Source organism: Methylobacterium sp. E-045 (genome assembly GCF_022829685.1).
Lineage (GTDB): Bacteria > Pseudomonadota > Alphaproteobacteria > Rhizobiales > Beijerinckiaceae > Methylobacterium.
Genome location: NZ_JAKSYE010000075.1, coordinates 73412 through 90113 on the forward strand (window position 1 = coordinate 73412; position 16702 = coordinate 90113).

Consider the following 16702-nt stretch of genomic DNA (forward strand, 5'->3'; position numbering starts at 1 on the left):
CACCTGCGATCACCGCGCCAGACCAGCCGGACAAGGAGCGCGAGCATCGCGGCGGCGACGCACCACAGACCCGTCTGCCCGGCGCCCCCGCGCCTCCGGACGACGCAGCGCACGATATCCCGCAGCATGGGTCCGGTGAAGGTGATGCGATGGGCCGCCCCGGCCAGCGAAGCCCTGCCTGCGCCGTGCGGCTTCATGGAGCGGAGATTCGCGGTCCCTGGCCAGCCCGCGCCATTCTGCGACCTTTGCTCCATTCAGTTGCGCGACCGGTGGCGGCGGCTATGGAGCTTGCGTTGCCGAGCGGCTAAGGTACCCATGTTGACACGACTATCGCGATGCAACCCACTATTGTGCCCTCCAAAGCGTTTGATCGCGCTGTTCCATCTTGGAGCTAGAAAAATAAAGATTGCGGATGGTTCAGAATATTAAAATACAAAGCCCCAAGATTAACAGGCGCTCTCAGTCGGACTGGTCGAGAGTGTTCCCATATTATGCTGGATACCCCGAGTCTTTTGCTGAGAGCATCATATCTAGCGCCGAATTATAAGAAGATTCCACAATTTTTGATCCTTGGAATGGAAGCGGAACAACAACCTTTGCGGCATCTCAACTTGGCTTTTCGACAATCGGTTTCGACATAAACCCAGTCATGGTTATTGTTGCTCGCGCGCGCACTTTGCCTTCGACGGAAGCCGATGCGCTCCTTGCTCTTTGCGCTGAGATATCAAGACAGGCGTATAGCAATCATATTGTCTGTCTCCAAGACGATCCGCTACTCTCCTGGTTCGATATCAGCACAGCTAATCGAATCAGGACACTTGAAGTAGCTGTTAGAAAACTCTTGCTAGGAGAAATGGTTATCACGCAACAAGGTGTGAATTTTGAAAGAATATCAAGCATATCAGCAACATTTTACGTGGCACTATTCAATGTACTAAATCATATCTCCAAATCACTGAAGACTTCAAATCCGACTTGGCTTAGAAAGCCGGATCAGGAAGAACGTAAAATTTGCATTGATAGCGATCAAATCATTAGACTTTTCCAGATCGAGATACAAAATATTTCTAAAGCAGTCGCTGAGAGAGTCAATAAGAGTTTATTTACTCCGGGTAGAGTTACATTACGCGCGGCCGATAGCACAGAAAAGCTATGTATATCCGACATCGACTTGGTGCTGACTTCCCCGCCATACTGTACTAGGATCGATTATACATCGGCCACCTCCCTTCAACTTGCAGTTCTTTATCCGCTGAATAATATGCGCATTGATCATCTGAGTCGGCGCATGGTTGGTTCAATCAGAGTGCCAACTGAAGAAATAACAACATCCCCCAATTGGGGCGTTAAGTGCTTAGAATTTCTCGGCCAAGTGTATGACCACCCCTCGAAAGCGTCTAATGGATATTATTACAAAACACATATTGATTACTATAATAAGATGTATAAATCACTAAAAAATATCTCGGCAGCAATAAAACCGGGTGGTCTCGCAATTTTAGTGGCTCAAGACTCATATTATAAAGAAATTCACAATGATGTTCCAACTATTATAGCGCAATTTGCGGATACTATAGGACTTGCACTTGAAAGAAAAGATGACTTTGCTGTTAAGAGATCTATGCTGGGCATACATCGACACTCGAAGACTTACAGACAGAGACATAGCACCATCGAATCTGTTATTTGCTTAAGAAAATCAATTTAAAGCGAGGAAGAGACGGCAAGACGTCCCGAGGCTGAGCCAAAGACGAGCACAGAAGCTAGAGATCTGGACGCACAGATCGATGCTGAGCGCAATAACTTGCGAACAGATAAAATCGATCTTTCGTATGGGGAACTAGCATCAATGTACGAGGCGGGAGAACTTATTATCACTCCTGAATATCAGCGCTTGTTTAGATGGACGGAAGATAAACAGGCAAATTTCATCGAGTCTTTGCTTCTGGGATTTCCTGTTCCCGCCATTTTTGTTGCAGAGGGAGATAATGGCGTTTGGGAGCTAGTTGATGGGTTGCAACGACTGTCGACTGTATTCGGATACATGGGTGTCAGAAAAGATTTACAAGGCAACATTGCCTCACCTTCTCGCCTTAGCTTTTCAGTAAAAGATGATCGCAAACTTCCTTTATTGGAAGGATTTACTTATGAAAAAATGTCACTCCGTTCACGGCTTACTCTTAAAAGAACTTATTGCCGAGTGGAGGTAATTAAGGTCGGTAGCGCACCAAATATGAAATATGACGTGTTCGAGCGACTTAATACTGGAGGTGCAAGATTGGAGCCCCAGGAGATCCGGAATGCGATCTTCCGCGCTAGCAATCCTGCTTTTATGGCTTACTGTGATGAATTGGCAATATTTCCTGCGTTCCAAGATAATTTAATTATCTCAGATAACCAGCGCCAGTCGATGTTCGATAGAGGATTAGTGTTGCGATTTTTTACATTAAAAAACAATTCAGAAAGTTTTGGTCATGACGTAGAACCATTTATTACTAGCTACGTGAAAAAGATAATTGCTCAGCAGGTGAGTTTCGACTTAGCTGTAGAGAAAGAAATTTTTGAAAAAACTTTCACATTGATAGCTGTGGCGTTGGGAGAGGATGCTTGGCGGCATCATAGGGATGGTCAGGCCAAAGGAGCTTTCTCAGTATACGTATTTGACGCAATATCTATTGGTGTAGCAAGCAATTTACCGGCCGCATCTGCTTTATCGTCCCCCGAACTCGCGACTCGCTGTAGAGCAGTCAAAGACGCGGCCGAATTTAGAGATAATGCTGGCGCTGGAGGAAACACACAAGCAAGGATGAAAGCCCGTCTCGATACCGCCATACGCATAATCAGAAACGGCGTTTGAGATGACGGCGGAAGAATTTGCGCAAGCTACAGCTGATGCTGTCGATCGCCGACGTGAAGAAGTAAATCTCGTCTTGCGGGTTGTTGCGGGTCAGGAAGGCACGGTATTAGAGCAGACTGCCGCTATCATGGCGCTGCCAGTTCTGTATGCGCATTGGGAGGGCTTTGTAAAGGAAACTGTTTCTCAGTATATTGAATACATCGAAATGCAGCGCCTGCATCCAAGAACAACTCATCCAACAATATTTTCTTTTGCTATGCGTAAGCGATTGAAGGCGCTTATCGACAGTGGATCGATCGAGAGAATGACAAATTTTGCTTCTTGGATTGTTGGCACTGCCGTCGAGCCCCTGCGTTTCGCCGATAAAAAAGTTGTTACAGGTGGAAATTTATCTTATAATAATCTTAAAGAACTCTGTGATAGCTTGAAAATCGACGTTGTGCACATTGAATCTGATAGAAAGAAAATAGATGCGCTGGTTAATCGTCGAAACAACATTGCCCATACTGGTAGGCCACCCCGTTTAGATAAAAACGATGTGGCTGATGATGCATCTCTTGTGATCGGTCTCATAGAGAAATTTGAGGTAATATTGAGAGAGTGTGTGGATGCTAACCGATTCAGGTCGAGTGATCCCGCCTAGCTCGTAGACTCATAAGATCGGAGCCAGATACGGACGGCTGCGAGTTTAACGCTGGCGAGATCGTTGGCCGAGTCCTTGTCGTAGCGAGAGGCTACAGCTCTGAAGTGCTTGCTTATGTTGAAGAAGCGTTCGACGAGGTTGCGGTAGCGGTACAGGAAAGCGCTGAAGGCCGGGACAGTCTTGCGGTTCGGCATCGGCCGGACGTTGGCCCACTCCCCTTGCCGGGCCAGATGGTCTCGGCGTTCGTCGCTGTCGTAGGCCCGGTCGCCGAGCAGGGTCTGACCCGGACCGAGCGCGCCGAGCATATCGTCCGATGAGCGGCCGTCATGGGCCTGCCCCTCGGTCAGCTTGAGAGCGATAGGGCGGCCCTCGGCATCCACCAGGGCAAGAATCTCGGTGGTCAGGCCGCCGCGCGAGCGACCCATGCAACGGGATCGGTCGTCTTTTTTTGGGCGGTGGCCGCATGCTGGTGCACCCGCACGCTGGTGGCGTCGATCATCTGAATATCGCCGTCGTAAGCCTTTGACACGGCATCGATAAGTCGATCCCACACCCCAGCCTTGCGCCACCGCCGGAAGCGGTTGCAGCAGGTCGTTTGAAGTCCATACCGCGCTGGGATATCGGCCCAAGGCGCGCCCGTACGCAGACGCCAGAAGATGCCGCTGAGCACGCGCCGGTCGTCCACTCGCTCGACACCGCGTGTGTCCGTCGGCAGGACCGGCTTGATCGCCGCCCATTCCGCATCCGTGAGATCAAACCGAGCCATCGGCACCTCCATCTAGAGGGGAAACCCGGTGATCTTCGTCCTGATCCAAATCCCGTTATGAGTTCACGACCTAAAGCGGAGCCACCGTCCCATCTGCGATTTTCGATGAGTTTCAAGGGTGGTACGCAAGAGCACAAATTTGGAGTTGCAATTTTTATGTCTCCATGACGGCATTTGAGGCGTATTGTTCTGTCTGATAGGAGACGAAGGGTAAATTGTTTCGCGGCTTAAGAAAACGTCCCAGCCTGACGTTCGTCGCCGAGCCCCGAGCCAAGGGCATCGCCCTGGCACCGCGATCTCTCGCCAGAGACTCCAAAAAAAATCGACGCCGACGCGGCGGGTCGCCCCCCTCACGCCGCCCGCTTGAGCGGTTCGGCGGCGGCGGCCACGGCCAGGGTGAAATCCAGGGCCTCGTCGAGCCCCTCCCGCCAGAGGGAAACCGGGGTCGGGCGGGCCAGGACGAGAGCCCCCTCCGCATCGCCATCGGCCAGGGTCACGACGGCGCCGAGCTTCGTGGCGAGTCCGCGCATGGGTCCGTTGCGGCTGAGACAGCGGACATGCAGGTCGCGGACGCCGCGGTTGCGCGCCGCCGCGACGATCCGGCGGAAGAGGGCGTGGCCGAGGCCGTTGCGGCGAAACCCGCGTTCCACGGCGAAGGCGGCCTCCGCGTCGCGGCCGAGGCTCAGCCCCGGGACGGGACCGGTGAGCGGGCGCACTTCGCCGAGCGCGCGCAGCGTTCCGTCGACGAAGCCGCCGAAGACCAGCCCCTCGACCGTGAGGGCGCGGGCCGCGTAGGCGACGGCCGCCGCATCGCTCAGGGCGGCCATGAAGCGGTTGGCTCGGGTATCGGGGTCGAGCCGCAGGAAATAGGCCTCGACCATGGGACGGTCGCTGGGCCAGAGACGCCGGACGTTGGGTCCGGTCGGAATCGTGTCGGGCATGGTGGTGCCGTACTCCGGAATGACGGCGCGCAGGGTGCGCGGGCTCCGGGCGTAACCTCCCTCGAGGAGGCCACGAGATGGCATCGGCCCCGGTTTTGTGCAATGCAACAAAACGTCATCCCGCCGACGCGCCGCGCTTGATCCCCCCGCCCACGCGCGGCAGACCGGTCCGATGGGCTCCGGGCCTCCGGTTTCAGGAGCCTGTCGCCGGACCGGTTCCATCGAGGCAGGCGCGGCCGCCGCGCCGTCCCGTATCCGAGGTCGTCATCGTCGTGAGTCCCCCCTCAGGTTCCACCCCGTCCGCCGGTTCGCAGGGCGGCGATTCTCCCCCCGGTCCGGTTTCGGCGCGCTACGACATGCTGGTCGCGTCGGGCGCCATCGAGCGCGACCCGGCCCAGATCCATCTGGTTCAGGCCCTCGACAGGCTGGTCCAGGATCTCGACCGGCGCAGACGGGCGAAGAAGGGCAGCGCGCTGGGCTGGCTGTTCGGGCGCAGCGGCGACGGGGAAGGCCCGCCCAGGGGCCTCTACATCTGGGGTTCCGTCGGGCGCGGCAAGACCATGCTGATGGACCTGTTCCACGAGGCGGCGCCGGGCAAGAAGCGCCGGGTCCATTTCCACGGCTTCCTGTCGGATGCCCATGAGCGCATCCACGCCCACCGGCAGGCGCTCAAGGCGGGCACGGCCAAGGGCGACGACCCGATCCCGGTGGTGGCGGACGCGCTGGCCGACGAGGCGACGCTCCTCTGCTTCGACGAGTTCACGGTCACCGACATCGCCGATGCGATGATCCTCGGGCGGCTGTTCGGGGCCCTGTTCAAGCGCGGCGTCACCGTGGTGGCGACCTCCAACGTTGAACCCGACCGGCTCTACGAGGGCGGGCTCAACCGGGCCCTGTTCCTGCCCTTCGTCGCGGAGCTGAAGAGCCGGGTCGAGGTCCTGCGCCTCGATTCCCGCACGGATTTCCGCCTGGAGAAGCTCGGCGGCGCCTCGGTCTATCACGTGCCCGCCGACGAGGCGGCCGAGGCCGCCCTCGCCCAGGCCTTCAAGGGCCTCACCGGCAAGGCGAGGGGCAAGCCGGCCACGATCCGGGTGAAGGGCCGCGAGGTGGCCGTGCCGGAGGAGGCCGCCGGCGTCGCCCGGTTCGGCTTCGCCGATCTCTGCGCCCAGCCGCTCGGCGCCTCCGACTACATGGCCATCGCCCATTCGTTCCAGACGGTGATCGTCTCGGGCATCCCGGTGATGGGCGAGGCGAACCGCAACGAGGCCAAGCGCTTCATCACCCTCGTCGACACGTTCTACGACGCCCATGTGAAGCTCATCGCCTCGGCGGCGGCCGAGCCCACCGGTCTCTACACGGCGACGGAAGGCCGCGAGGCGTTCGAGTTCGACCGCACGGTCTCGCGCCTCATCGAGATGCGCTCGTCGGAATACCTGGCCCTGCCGCACGGGCGGGGGGATTCCGAGGCGTCGGGGTCGAGCGCCGGCCTCGTCGAGACCTGATCGGTTCGAACGATCCTGCGATGGGACCACGACGCCATCGACGTGATTCGACAGGTTCGGCCCGCAGCCGGAGGGGTGTCGGCGAAGTCGGCCTAGACAACGAGCGACGGTCGAAAGCGTCGCACGGTCCCGCTGCGCGCCGTGCGCAACAGCACATCGAATCCGTGGCCGAGCTTGGCGAAAGCGGCGCCCGTGGCTGCCGGACGTTGCACTGCAGCACCCCCACCGTTTAATTGGATTCATTATGAGGTCCGGGGCGTGGGCGCTTCGTGCACTGCGACGGCGCCCTGTCGAGGGGCGCCGGATCCGCTGCCGCACCTCAACGACGTTTCGATGCGGGACGGCGACCACGTCGTGCGCGCCCCGCCCCTGACCGACGACCTCCGAGGTATTCGCGAGCCCGAAGGATTGGTGGCCAGCCGATCTCGACCGGTCCGTGGCCTGAGCGATGACAGGATACACCGATGATCAAACTCACCGTGAACGGGGCTGAACGCAGCTTCGACGGCGATCCCGACATGCCGCTGCTGTGGTTCCTGCGCGACGAAGTCGGCCTCACCGGCACCAAGTTCGGCTGCGGCCAGGCGCTCTGCGGCGCCTGCACCATCCATCTCGGCGGCACCGCCGTGCGCGGCTGCGTCACCCCCGTCTCCGCGGCCGAGGGCCAGGAGGTGGTGACCATCGAGGGGCTTTCCCCCGACGGCAACCACCCGGTCCAGGCGGCGTGGCGCGACCTCAACGTCTCGCAATGCGGCTATTGCCAGTGCGGGCAGATGATGCAGGCGGCCTCCCTCCTCAAGGAGACGCCCAAGCCCAGCGACGACCAGATCGACGAAGCCATGAGCGGCAACCTCTGCCGCTGCGGCACCTATCCGCGCATCCGCGCCGCGATCCACCAGGCCGCCGGAAACGCGCCGGCCGCCAACACGGGAGAGCGCCTGTGATCCACGACGCACAGCTCATGGCCGACCTCGCCACCGAGACGACCGCCGCCGCCCCCGAAGCGCCGAGCGCTCTCGCCAATGTCAGCCGCCGCGCCATGCTCGGCGGCCTGGGCGCCCTGGTCCTCGCCCTGTCCTGGCGCGAGTCCGCGCAGGCGGAGGAGAAGAAGGACGAGGGTCCCAAGAAATTCGGCGCCGATGCCATGCCGCATGGCTGGCAGGACGACCCGAAGGTGTTCGTGGCCATCGCCCCCGACGGCACCGTGACCATCACCTGCCATCGCTCGGAGATGGGCCAGGGCGTGCGCACCTCCGTCGCCCTCGTGGTGGCCGACGAGCTCGAGGCCGATTGGGCCAAGGTGAAGGTCGCCCAGGCCTGGGGTGACGAAGCCCGCTTCGGCAACCAGGACACCGACGGGTCGCGCAGCCTGCGCCACTTCTTCCCGCATCTGCGCCATGCGGGTGCCGCGGCGAAGGCCATGCTGGTCCAGGCCGCCGCCAAGCAGTGGGGCGTGCCGGCAGCGGAAGTGAAGGCCGAGAACTCGGTCCTCACCCACGCGAAGTCGAAGCGCACCCTGGGCTACGGCGATGTCGCAGCCGCGGCCTCCGAACTCGCCGTCCCCGCCCGCGAGAGCGTGACCCTGAAGGACCCCAAGGCCTTCAAGTTCATCGGCAAGGGCAAGATCGGCCTCATCGACAACCGCGACATCACCACGGGCAAGGCCATGTACGGCCTCGATACCCGCCTCGACGGGATGCTCTACGCCCTCGTCGCCCGCCCGCCGGTCTTCGGCGGCAAGGTCGCGAGCTACGACGATGCCGAGGCCATGAAGGTCCCGGGCGTGGTCAAGGTGTTCAAGATCGACGCCCCCGAGATCCCGTCCGAGTTCCAGCCGATCGGCGGCGTCGCCGTCATCGCCAAGAACACCTGGGCGGCGATGAAGGGCCGCGAGGCCCTGAAGATCACTTGGGACGACGGCCCGAACGCCACCTACGACTCTGTCGCCTTCCGCGGCGAATTGGAGAAGGCGGCACGTGCCCCCGGCAAGGTCGTGCGCAACCAGGGCGACGTCGACGGCGCCATGGCCAAGGCGAAGCAGCGGATCGAGGCCGAGTATTTCGTGCCCCATCTCGTCCAGGCCCCGATGGAGCCCCCGGCCGCCACGGTGCGGATCAAGGACGGATTCTGCGAGGCCTGGGCCTGCACCCAGGCGCCGCAGGCGACCCACGACCGGCTGGCCAAGAAGCTCAACCTGCCCGCCGACAAGGTGCGGGTGAACGTGACGCTCCTCGGCGGCGGTTTCGGCCGCAAGTCCAAGCCCGACTACGTGCTCGAGGCCGCCCTGTGCTCGCAGGCCGTGGACGGCGCCCCGGTGAAGCTCACCTGGACCCGCGAGGACGACCTCCATCACGGCTACTACCACACGATCTCGGTGGAGCGCCTGGAGGCCGGCCTCGACGCCAAGGGCATGCCGGTGGCCTGGCTCCACCGTTCGGCCGCGCCCACGATCGGTTCGATCTTCGCCGCCGGCGCCAAGAACGAGCTGCCCTTCGAGCTCGGGATGGGACTGACCAACACGCCCTTCGACGTACCCAACATCCGCCTGGAGAACCCGGCGGCGGACGCGCATGTACGGATCGGCTGGTTCCGCTCGGTCTCCAACATCCCGCACGCCTTCGCGATCCAGTCCTTCGTCGCCGAGTTGGCGCATGCGGCGGGCCGGGATCCGAAGGAGTACCTGCTGGCCCTGATCGGCCCCGACCGGGTGATCGACCCGACCAGCATCGGCGACGTGTGGAATTACGGCGAGGATCCCGCCCGCTATCCCATCGAGACCGCGCGCCTGCGCGGGGTCATCGAGGCGGCGGCCAAGGGGATCGGCTGGGGCCGCAAGCAGCCGAAGGGACGGGGCCTCGGCATCGCCGGACACTACAGCTTCGTCACCCATACGGCGGTGGCGGCCGAAGTGGAGGTGGGGTCCAAGGGTGAGGTCTCGGTCAAGCGCATCGACATCGCCGTCGATTGCGGACCGCACGTCAACCCGGAGCGCATCCGCTCGCAGATGGAGGGCGCCGTGGTCATGGGGATGGGGCTCGCCCTGTCGGCCGAGATCACCTTCAAGGACGGGCGCGCGCAGCAGAACAACTTCGACGGCTACGAGATCACCCGTCTCGACGCCGCCCCGAAGGAGCTGCACGTCCACCTGATCCAGAACGCCGACTACACCCGCCCCCTGGGCGGTGTCGGCGAGCCGGGCGTCCCCCCCGTGGCGCCGGCCATCGCCAACGCCGTCTTCGCCGCCACCGGGCGCCGCATCCGGCAATTGCCGATCCGCGACCAGCTGAGCTCGTAGGAAACGCGCCCCGGCCCGGACATCCGGGCCGGGGCCTCTCGCTCCAGCCGAAGGCGGCGGATCACCCCGCCGCCACGACCCCGGCGTTCGAACCACCCTCCCGGTACTCGGCCCAGGCCTGTCTCAGGATCTGGACCGAGGAGGTGAGGAAGATGCCGGCCATCAGCGCGGCGACGGCGAGGTCCGGCCAGGCCGATCTGGTGCCCCAGACGGCGAGTGCCGCGCCCATCACCACGATGTTGCCGATGGCGTCGTTGCGCGAGCACAGCCAGACGGAGCGGACATTGGCGTCGCCGTCCTTGTAGCGCATCAGCAGCAGCACCGAGGCGACGTTGGCGGCGAGCGCCAGCAGGCCGATGCCGCCCATCCATTCCGCGCTCGGCACGCCGAGGACGAGGGTCTGGTAGAGCGTCGAGCCGAAGACCCAGAGCGCCATCAGGCTCAAGCTCACCCCCTTCCCCAGGGCCGCCATCGAGCGGGTGCGCAGGCTCGCGCCGATGACCGCGAGGCTGAGACCGTAGGTGACGGTGTCGGCCAGGAAGTCGAGGGCGTCCGCCTTCAGGGCCTGGGACCCGGCCGCCTGCCCCGCCGCCATCTCGGTGACGAACATCGCGCCGTTGAGGGCGATGACGAACCACAGCACCCGCTTGTAGCGCGGATCGACCCCGTCGAAGACCGGAACGCCGCCGCCGCAGCCGCAGGATTCCTCGTGCGGCGCGGCTGTCGGCGCCTGCGTCGCGACGGCATGGTGATGCCCGTCGCCGGGTGCGTGGGCATGGGTGTGGATCTCGGGCTGGTTCCGGCCCGTGCCGCAGCAGGATTCGGCCATGGCTCTCTCCTCGTTTCGTCGTTAAACAGGAGCCTACAAGCTCTAGCGACTAGAGGATCAAGCGGAAAATGGCGTTCTCGATCGGAATCCTGTCGCGCCGTGCCGGGGTGAAGGTGCCGACGATCCGCTATTACGAGCAGGTCGGGCTGATGCCGTCGCCCCCGCGCAGCGACGGGCAGCAGCGCCGCTACGGCGACGCCGAGGTGGCGCGGCTCAACTTCATCCGTCACGCCCGCGAGCTCGGCTTCGAAGTGGATGCGATCCGCGAACTCCTCGCCATGAGCGCGCAGCCGGAGGAATCCTGTGCCGAGGTGGACCGCCTGGCGCGACGTCACCTGGCGGAGGTGGAGCAGCGCATCGCCCGGCTGGTCTCCCTGCGCACGGAATTGCAGCGCATGGTCACCGAATGCGGCCACGGACGGGTCGGCGAATGCCGGGTCATCCAGGTTCTGGCCGACCACGGCGAGTGCGACCACGACCATGGCGGTGCACGACCGGGGTCGACGGGGTTCGCCGCGGCGTAAACTTCGCCGCTCCGGCGGAGCCGAAGGGGCCGGCGGCGGGTTGTCCCGTCACAGACCCGCCCGCTGAGGAAACCCCATGATTCAGAGACCCCGTCCCCTCGCCGCCCTCCTGGCCGCCGGATTCGCCGCCGGCCTCGTGGCGAGCCCGGTCCTCGCCTCTCCCTGTTCGGAGGAGATCGCGCGTCTCGACGCCAAGGTGAAGGACGAGGCCACCGGCTCCATCTCCGCCTCGACCTCGGGCAAGGCGGCGGCCGGCGCGCGGGAAGGCCAGGGGGAAACCGCGCAGAGCGGCAACGCCTCGACCCCGGCCGCTCCGCCGGAGAAATCCGCGGAGGCGGGCAAGGGCGCCGAGGCCGCGATGCAGGCGAAGGTCGCCCTGGACGAGGCCCGCACCGCCGACGGCAAGGGCGACGCCCAGGCCTGCAACGCCGCGCTGGAGCGCGCCAAGAGCCACCTCGCCACGGCCCCTTGAGGCGCGGGTCCGCCCCCGTGGCGGCGCACCGGCCGGGGAAGCCCGGCACGGTGCAGGCGGCGGGTCGTGCGGGATGTCCCGGCGAAGCGTGAAAAGAGACGTTTCTTCGTGTGCGGCCGTCTCGGACATCCGGCCCGACCGGCGTCGTCTCTGCCGCAGACACGGTGCCATGCGGTGCCCTGCCCGTCCGTGTCTGTTAGGCGGCGCAGGAAGGCCGCCGTCAAGGATGGAAGATCCCTGTCGGGGATCTTACGCGGCGGCGCTCAGGGCGTGTTTGTTGCCCTGAATGCCGGCACAAAGATCGTCGATTTCCGCAAGATCTAGACTTTCACCCGAGTGACTTGCAATTGCATCGATCAGGTGGTCTTGCCGCGGATCGAACGGATGACCCTGAAGGCGATAGAATTGATAGTAACGCAGTGCCGCCAATACGGTATCGCGCTCTCGCACTGTGATGGTGATGGTCTGCATTCTTTGAAGATCTCCCCTTTGTGCGGCGATCGCTCTCCGAAGACTTGAATCCGACTCATCGAGCGAGAGCGTTGTAACCCCGCTTCGGCGTAGCCGTCCACCGTTGGAAACCATTCGGCAACCCTGTCGGGAGAGGGTCCGGGGGGCATGGCCGGATGCAACCCTTTGCAGGCGCGCCGTTTCCTCCCGGAGGGGGGTGCGGCGGATTTATTTCGCCCCGAAAAATGCAAAATGTCATTGACAGGAAAGGGGAAAACTGGCGCCGCCCGCAAAAGCTTGGCCGCACACGGTTTTTGCGGAATCGATAAAATTGTCCTTAACCAATCCGTGCGAGCCTTCGGGTCACGACCGGCCCGCTCATTCGTGAGGAGGTCGGCCTGAGCGGAGCACCCCTCATGACCAAAGTGCAGCCGGATGACGGGCAGGACGGTCGGGCCTACCGGGCAAGACCCGCGGCGCTCTCGGCGAGCGTGCGACGCCATCTCGGGCTGAACCTGCGCACCCTCTACGCGGCCACGCTGGTCGAACCGGTGGGCGAGCGGATCGAATCGCTGCTGACGAAACTCGGCCGCTCGAAGGGCTGACGCGTCACGCGGAATGAGCGTGACGACACATGTCGTTCAGAATCCCGATGCTATGGGTGGCGTCCACGGACCGGATCCTCCCGGCGCGTCCTCAGCCAACCCGCGAAACCCCATTCCATGACCGTCCTCGTTCTCGTCGTCGCCGGAAACATCCTCCTCGCGACCGTCTTCTCTTTGGTCGCCCTCGCCTCCGACTGAGTGCTTTTCGCGGAACTCCCCCTGCGCCGTCGTGCTCCGGGCAGGAACCGGCCGCGACCGGAAGTTCCGTGAGCGCTGGGAGCCGCCCCTCGCGGGCGAAGTCCCTCCCCGTTCAAGCCTGCCCCCCATCCCGGCACGCAAACGCCGGGAGCCTGCCCGGACGACCGGTCGCGGCATGCCGCGACCGGCGCTTCGTCCTGCCTCCCCCGATCGGTCCGAGGCCGCCCGGTCTCTCCCGATTCGACACGGACGTCGCTCCGCACGCGGCCTCGGTGAGGGGCGGGAGGTCGCCATGCGGCTCGGCCCGCGATTCGCGGCAGAACGTTCTTTCTAAAGAACCCTTCCCCGCAGACATCTTCTTCCCCGTACGCGCCCGGTGAGAGAACCCGATTCTCCCCGTCGTCTATCGTTCTTCCAGCCCTCGCTTATCGAAGGAGAATTACCTATCTGAGTTGCGTAACCGGTATTCGGCCCAGCTTGACATTGTTCTTTAAAAAGAACGAAACGTAGCATCCCCGGGGCGTCGGGACCGCAAAGGTCCCTCCCCGCGATGGAGCCGGAGACAAACCTGTGAGCGCGACCATGTCCTCGACGCCCGAAGCCCGCCGTTTCTCCCACAGACGGCGCGTCCTCGCCCTCTGCGCCGGTTCGGTCGGCCTGGTCACGGCGGGGCTCGCCTCCGCGCTGCTGACCTCCGGCGCCGCCCGGGCAGAGACCGAACTCCTCAACGTCTCCTACGATCCGACGCGTGAGCTCTACAAGGAGATCAACGCGGCCTTCATCGAGGAGTGGAAGGCCAAGACCGGCGAGACCGTCACCGTCCGCGCGGCCCATGGCGGGTCCGGCTCGCAGGCCCGCACCGTGATCGACGGCATCCCGGCCGATGTGGTGACCCTGGGCATCCCCTCCGACATCGACGCGATCAGCCGCCTCTCGAAGAAGATCCCCGCCGATTGGCGCACCAAGCTGCCCAACGAGGGCCTGCCCTACACCTCCACCGTGGTGTTCCTGGTGCGCAAGGGCAACCCGAAGGGCGTGAAGGACTGGGGCGACCTGGTGAAGCCCGACGTGAAGGTGATCACCCCGAACCCGAAGACCTCCGCCGGCGGGCGTTGGAACTTCCTCGCGGCCTGGGGCTACGCCTACGAGAAGGAGGGCAAGAGTGCCGACAAGGCCAACGCCTTCGTGGGCCAGCTCTACAAGCAGGTGCCGGTGCTCGATACGGGGGCCCGCGGCTCCACCGTGACCTTCGCCCAGCGCGGCCTCGGCGACGTGCTGCCGACCTGGGAGAACGAGGCCTATCTCGTGTTCGACGAGTTCGGCCGCGACAAGTTCGACGTGGTCGTGCCGCCGACCTCGATCTATGCCGAGCCGCCGGTGGCCCTGGTCGACGCCAATGTCGACAAGAAGGGCACCCGCAAGCAGGCCGAGGCCTACCTGCAGTTCCTCTACACGGACACGGCGCAGGCGATCTTCGCCAAGCACCATTACCGTCCGATCAAGCGCGAGGCCGCCAAGCCCGAGCATCTGGCGCAGCTGCCCGAGCTGAAGCTCTTCAAGATCGAGGATCTCCAGGGCAACTGGGACGATATCCAGAAGAAGAACTTCGACAATGGCGGGCTGTTCGACCAGCTGAGCAAGCCGCCGCAATAGCGCGTCCCTCACCTCCCGCCGCGGCGACGGCATTCCACATGTCGCGGGCTGCGCGGCTCTCGTCCCCCTCGTGGGGAGAGGGACGCGCTCTGTCCGCAAAAGAACATGCGTGCCCCCCGCAGCCGTCACGGGGAGGGTGCCAGCGGAGCGGAGGCCGACCTTTCGCCGGACACCGCACCGGTTTCCCGACCCGCCGAGGCGGGAGGGCGGCGATCCAACGAGCATTCAGGACCATCCATGGCAGAGCCGCCTCTGCGTCCGAGACGACGCTTCCGTCAGCCCAGCGTGATCCCCGGCTTCGGCATCACCTTCGGCTACACCCTGACCTGCCTCGGCATCATCGTGCTGCTGCCGCTGGCCGCCCTCGTCGCCCGTGCCTCCGGCCTCGGCCTGGCGGGGATCTGGCAGGTGGCCACTGATCCGCGCGTCGCCAGCGCCCTGCGCGTGAGCTTCGGCGTGTCGCTCCTCGCGGCGCTCACCGCCTCGGTCTTCGGTTTCCTCATCGCCTGGGTGCTCACCCGCTACCGGTTCCCCGGCCGCAAGCTCGTGGACGCGGTGGTGGACCTGCCCTTCGCCCTGCCCACCGCCGTCGCCGGCATCGCCCTGGCCTCCCTCTACGCCCCCAACGGTCTCGTCGGCGAGCAGCTCGCCAAGCTCGGGATCGAGGCCGCCTACACGCCGGTGGGCATCTACATCGCCATGGTCTTCATCGGCCTGCCCTTCGCCGTGCGGACGGTGCAGCCCCTCATCGAAGAGATCGACAAGGAGATCGAGGAGGCCTCGGCCACCCTCGGCGCCGACCGCTGGCACACCCTGATCAAGGTGGTGGTGCCGCCGCTGATCCCGGCGGTGCTCACGGGCTTCGCCCTCGCCTTCGCCCGCGGCGTCGGGGAATACGGCTCGATCATCTTCATCGCCGGCAACCTGCCCTACGTCTCCGAGATCGCGCCGCTCCTCATCGTCATCAAGCTCTCCGAGTTCGATTACGGGGGCGCCTGCGCCATCGCGACGATCATGCTCGGCATCTCGTTCGTGACGCTGCTGGCCATCAACCTGATCCAGGCCTGGAGCCGCAGGAGGTTCGGATATGTCTAGCGCCCTCGCCACCCGGCCGCCCGCCCGCGCCGGGAGCGTGGTGACCGAAGGCCTCGCCGTCCGCGCCCTGCTGATCGGGATCGCGGTGGTCTTCCTCGCCCTGTTCCTGGTGCTGCCCCTGGTGACGGTGTTCATCCAGGCCTTCGCCAAGGGCTGGTCGGCCTATCTCGCCGCCTTCACCGAGGCGGATGCCCGCTCGGCGATCCGCCTGACCCTGCTCACCGCGGCCATCGCCGTGCCGTTCAACCTCGTCTTCGGCATCATGGCCTCCTGGGCCGTCGCCAAGTTCGAGTTCCGCGGCAAGAACCTGCTCGTGACCCTCATCGACCTGCCGTTCTCGGTCTCGCCGGTGGTCTCGGGCCTGATCTACGTCCTCGTCTTCGGCGCCCAGGGACTCCTCGGTCCGTGGCTGCTCGCGCACGACATCCAGATCATCTTCGCCGTTCCCGGCATCGTGCTCGCCACGATCTTCGTCACCTTCCCCTTCGTCGCCCGCCAGCTGATCCCGCTGATGCAGGAACAGGGGACGGCGGAGGAGGAAGCCGCGCTGACCCTGGGCGCCTCCGGCTGGCACGCCTTCCGGACGGTGACGCTGCCCAACATCCGCTGGGGGCTGCTCTACAGCGTGCTCCTCTGCAACGCCCGGGCGATGGGTGAATTCGGCGCGGTGTCGGTGGTCTCGGGCCATATCCGCGGATTGACGAACACGCTGCCGCTCCACGTGGAGATCCTCTACAATGAGTACAACTTCGTTGCCTCTTTCGCCGTCGCTTCCCTCCTTGCCGGCCTCGCTCTTGTCACCCTCCTCGTCAAATCCCTCCTCGAATGGCGCTTCAGCGCCGAGATCGCAGCCGGCGCACGGGGCCACTGAC

Annotated in this window: 16 protein-coding genes; 12 read left to right on the top strand and 4 right to left on the bottom strand. The window is 63.6% G+C overall.

Translation table 11 applies throughout. The features are described 5' to 3' along the window. Window positions 1-649 precede the first annotated feature (649 nt). The 3 genes from MKK51_RS11180 (at window position 650) to MKK51_RS11190 (ending at window position 3500) form a co-directional block, all read left to right on the top strand. Window positions 650-1708 carry a hypothetical protein gene (locus MKK51_RS11180; RefSeq protein WP_243977112.1) on the top strand — a complete coding sequence of 353 codons (1059 nt, stop codon included), beginning with the start codon at window positions 650-652 and terminating at the stop codon, window positions 1706-1708. Window positions 1709-1849: 141 nt separating this feature from the next. Next, window positions 1850-2857 (top strand): DUF262 domain-containing protein, encoded by a 1008-nt coding sequence (locus MKK51_RS11185; protein ID WP_243977113.1) that lies wholly within the window; start codon window positions 1850-1852, stop codon window positions 2855-2857. Between the two features lies 1 nt (window position 2858). Beyond that, a complete protein-coding gene (locus tag MKK51_RS11190) occupies window positions 2859-3500 on the top strand; it encodes an MAE_28990/MAE_18760 family HEPN-like nuclease (RefSeq protein WP_243977115.1) in 642 nt (213 codons plus the stop codon). Here MKK51_RS11190 and MKK51_RS11195 read toward each other — a convergent pair. Together MKK51_RS11195 and MKK51_RS11200 are read right to left on the bottom strand one after the other, a co-directional pair. Beyond that, a protein-coding gene (locus MKK51_RS11195) for an IS5 family transposase (protein WP_243977117.1) occupies window positions 3497-4266 on the bottom strand; the annotation gives its coding sequence in 2 pieces (ribosomal slippage) (window positions 3497-3949 and window positions 3952-4266; 768 coding nt in all). The two genes, MKK51_RS11190 and MKK51_RS11195, sit on opposite strands and share 4 nt — an antisense overlap. A gap of 350 nt (window positions 4267-4616) precedes the next feature. After that, window positions 4617-5207, bottom strand: a complete 591-nt coding sequence (locus tag MKK51_RS11200; protein ID WP_243977321.1) for a GNAT family N-acetyltransferase — start codon at window positions 5205-5207, stop codon at window positions 4617-4619. Window positions 5208-5563: 356 nt separating this feature from the next. Between MKK51_RS11200 and zapE the strand changes: the two genes are divergently transcribed. The 3 genes from zapE (at window position 5564) to MKK51_RS11215 (ending at window position 10004) form a co-directional block, all read left to right on the top strand. After that, on the top strand, window positions 5564-6709 hold the full coding sequence (gene zapE, locus MKK51_RS11205) for a cell division protein ZapE (protein ID WP_243977120.1): 1146 nt from the start codon (window positions 5564-5566) through the stop codon (window positions 6707-6709). A 464-nt stretch (window positions 6710-7173) separates the two neighbouring features. Continuing rightward, window positions 7174-7653 (top strand): (2Fe-2S)-binding protein, encoded by a 480-nt coding sequence (locus MKK51_RS11210; RefSeq protein ID WP_243977121.1) that lies wholly within the window; start codon window positions 7174-7176, stop codon window positions 7651-7653. Further along, window positions 7650-10004, top strand: coding sequence for a xanthine dehydrogenase family protein molybdopterin-binding subunit (locus MKK51_RS11215; protein ID WP_243977123.1), 2355 nt, complete (start codon window positions 7650-7652; stop codon window positions 10002-10004). The genes MKK51_RS11210 and MKK51_RS11215 overlap by 4 nt, the downstream gene beginning before the upstream one ends. 61 nt (window positions 10005-10065) lie before the next feature. On the opposite strand, the gene MKK51_RS11220 is transcribed toward MKK51_RS11215, so the two are convergent. Next, window positions 10066-10833: a cation transporter gene (locus MKK51_RS11220; protein WP_243977125.1), complete on the bottom strand. Its 768-nt coding sequence runs from the start codon at window positions 10831-10833 to the stop codon at window positions 10066-10068. 68 nt (window positions 10834-10901) lie between these two features. Here MKK51_RS11220 and MKK51_RS11225 point away from each other — a divergent pair, with 68 nt between their 5' ends. Next, window positions 10902-11357 (top strand): MerR family transcriptional regulator, encoded by a 456-nt coding sequence (locus MKK51_RS11225; protein WP_243977127.1) that lies wholly within the window; start codon window positions 10902-10904, stop codon window positions 11355-11357. Between the two features lie 76 nt (window positions 11358-11433). Next, complete coding sequence (locus tag MKK51_RS11230) at window positions 11434-11829, top strand: hypothetical protein (protein ID WP_243977128.1); 396 nt, start codon at window positions 11434-11436, stop codon at window positions 11827-11829. 249 nt (window positions 11830-12078) lie between these two features. Here MKK51_RS11230 and MKK51_RS11235 read toward each other — a convergent pair whose 3' ends face one another. After that, a complete protein-coding gene (locus tag MKK51_RS11235; protein ID WP_018045985.1) occupies window positions 12079-12300 on the bottom strand; it encodes a hypothetical protein in 222 nt (73 codons plus the stop codon). Between the two features lie 395 nt (window positions 12301-12695). Here MKK51_RS11235 and MKK51_RS11240 point away from each other — a divergent pair, with 395 nt between their 5' ends. The 4 genes from MKK51_RS11240 (at window position 12696) to cysW (ending at window position 16701) form a co-directional block, all read left to right on the top strand. Then, on the top strand, window positions 12696-12884 hold the full coding sequence (locus tag MKK51_RS11240) for a hypothetical protein (RefSeq protein WP_243977129.1): 189 nt from the start codon (window positions 12696-12698) through the stop codon (window positions 12882-12884). Between the two features lie 768 nt (window positions 12885-13652). After that, on the top strand, window positions 13653-14735 hold the full coding sequence (locus MKK51_RS11245; protein ID WP_243977130.1) for a sulfate ABC transporter substrate-binding protein: 1083 nt from the start codon (window positions 13653-13655) through the stop codon (window positions 14733-14735). A gap of 237 nt (window positions 14736-14972) precedes the next feature. Next, window positions 14973-15830: a sulfate ABC transporter permease subunit CysT gene (cysT, locus tag MKK51_RS11250; protein ID WP_243977131.1), complete on the top strand. Its 858-nt coding sequence runs from the start codon at window positions 14973-14975 to the stop codon at window positions 15828-15830. Then, window positions 15823-16701 (top strand): sulfate ABC transporter permease subunit CysW, encoded by an 879-nt coding sequence (gene cysW, locus MKK51_RS11255; protein ID WP_243977132.1) that lies wholly within the window; start codon window positions 15823-15825, stop codon window positions 16699-16701. The genes cysT and cysW overlap by 8 nt, the downstream gene beginning before the upstream one ends. Window position 16702: the final 1 nt, after the last annotated feature.

Excerpts from the sequence above, each read along its gene's own strand:
- MKK51_RS11180 (WP_243977112.1), top strand. The coding sequence starts at position 650 with ATGGTTATTGTTGCTCGCGCGCGCACTTTGCCTTCGACGGAAGCCGAT.
- MKK51_RS11185 (WP_243977113.1), top strand. The coding sequence starts at position 1,850 with ATGTACGAGGCGGGAGAACTTATTATCACTCCTGAATATCAGCGCTTG.
- MKK51_RS11190 (WP_243977115.1), top strand. The coding sequence starts at position 2,859 with ATGACGGCGGAAGAATTTGCGCAAGCTACAGCTGATGCTGTCGATCGC.
- MKK51_RS11200 (WP_243977321.1), bottom strand. The coding sequence starts at position 5,207 with ATGCCCGACACGATTCCGACCGGACCCAACGTCCGGCGTCTCTGGCCC.
- zapE (WP_243977120.1), top strand. The coding sequence starts at position 5,564 with ATGCTGGTCGCGTCGGGCGCCATCGAGCGCGACCCGGCCCAGATCCAT.
- MKK51_RS11210 (WP_243977121.1), top strand. The coding sequence starts at position 7,174 with ATGATCAAACTCACCGTGAACGGGGCTGAACGCAGCTTCGACGGCGAT.
- MKK51_RS11220 (WP_243977125.1), bottom strand. The coding sequence starts at position 10,833 with ATGGCCGAATCCTGCTGCGGCACGGGCCGGAACCAGCCCGAGATCCAC.
- MKK51_RS11225 (WP_243977127.1), top strand. The coding sequence starts at position 10,902 with ATGGCGTTCTCGATCGGAATCCTGTCGCGCCGTGCCGGGGTGAAGGTG.
- MKK51_RS11230 (WP_243977128.1), top strand. The coding sequence starts at position 11,434 with ATGATTCAGAGACCCCGTCCCCTCGCCGCCCTCCTGGCCGCCGGATTC.
- MKK51_RS11235 (WP_018045985.1), bottom strand. The coding sequence starts at position 12,300 with ATGCAGACCATCACCATCACAGTGCGAGAGCGCGATACCGTATTGGCG.
- MKK51_RS11240 (WP_243977129.1), top strand. The coding sequence starts at position 12,696 with ATGACCAAAGTGCAGCCGGATGACGGGCAGGACGGTCGGGCCTACCGG.
- cysT (WP_243977131.1), top strand. The coding sequence starts at position 14,973 with ATGGCAGAGCCGCCTCTGCGTCCGAGACGACGCTTCCGTCAGCCCAGC.
- cysW (WP_243977132.1), top strand. The coding sequence starts at position 15,823 with ATGTCTAGCGCCCTCGCCACCCGGCCGCCCGCCCGCGCCGGGAGCGTG.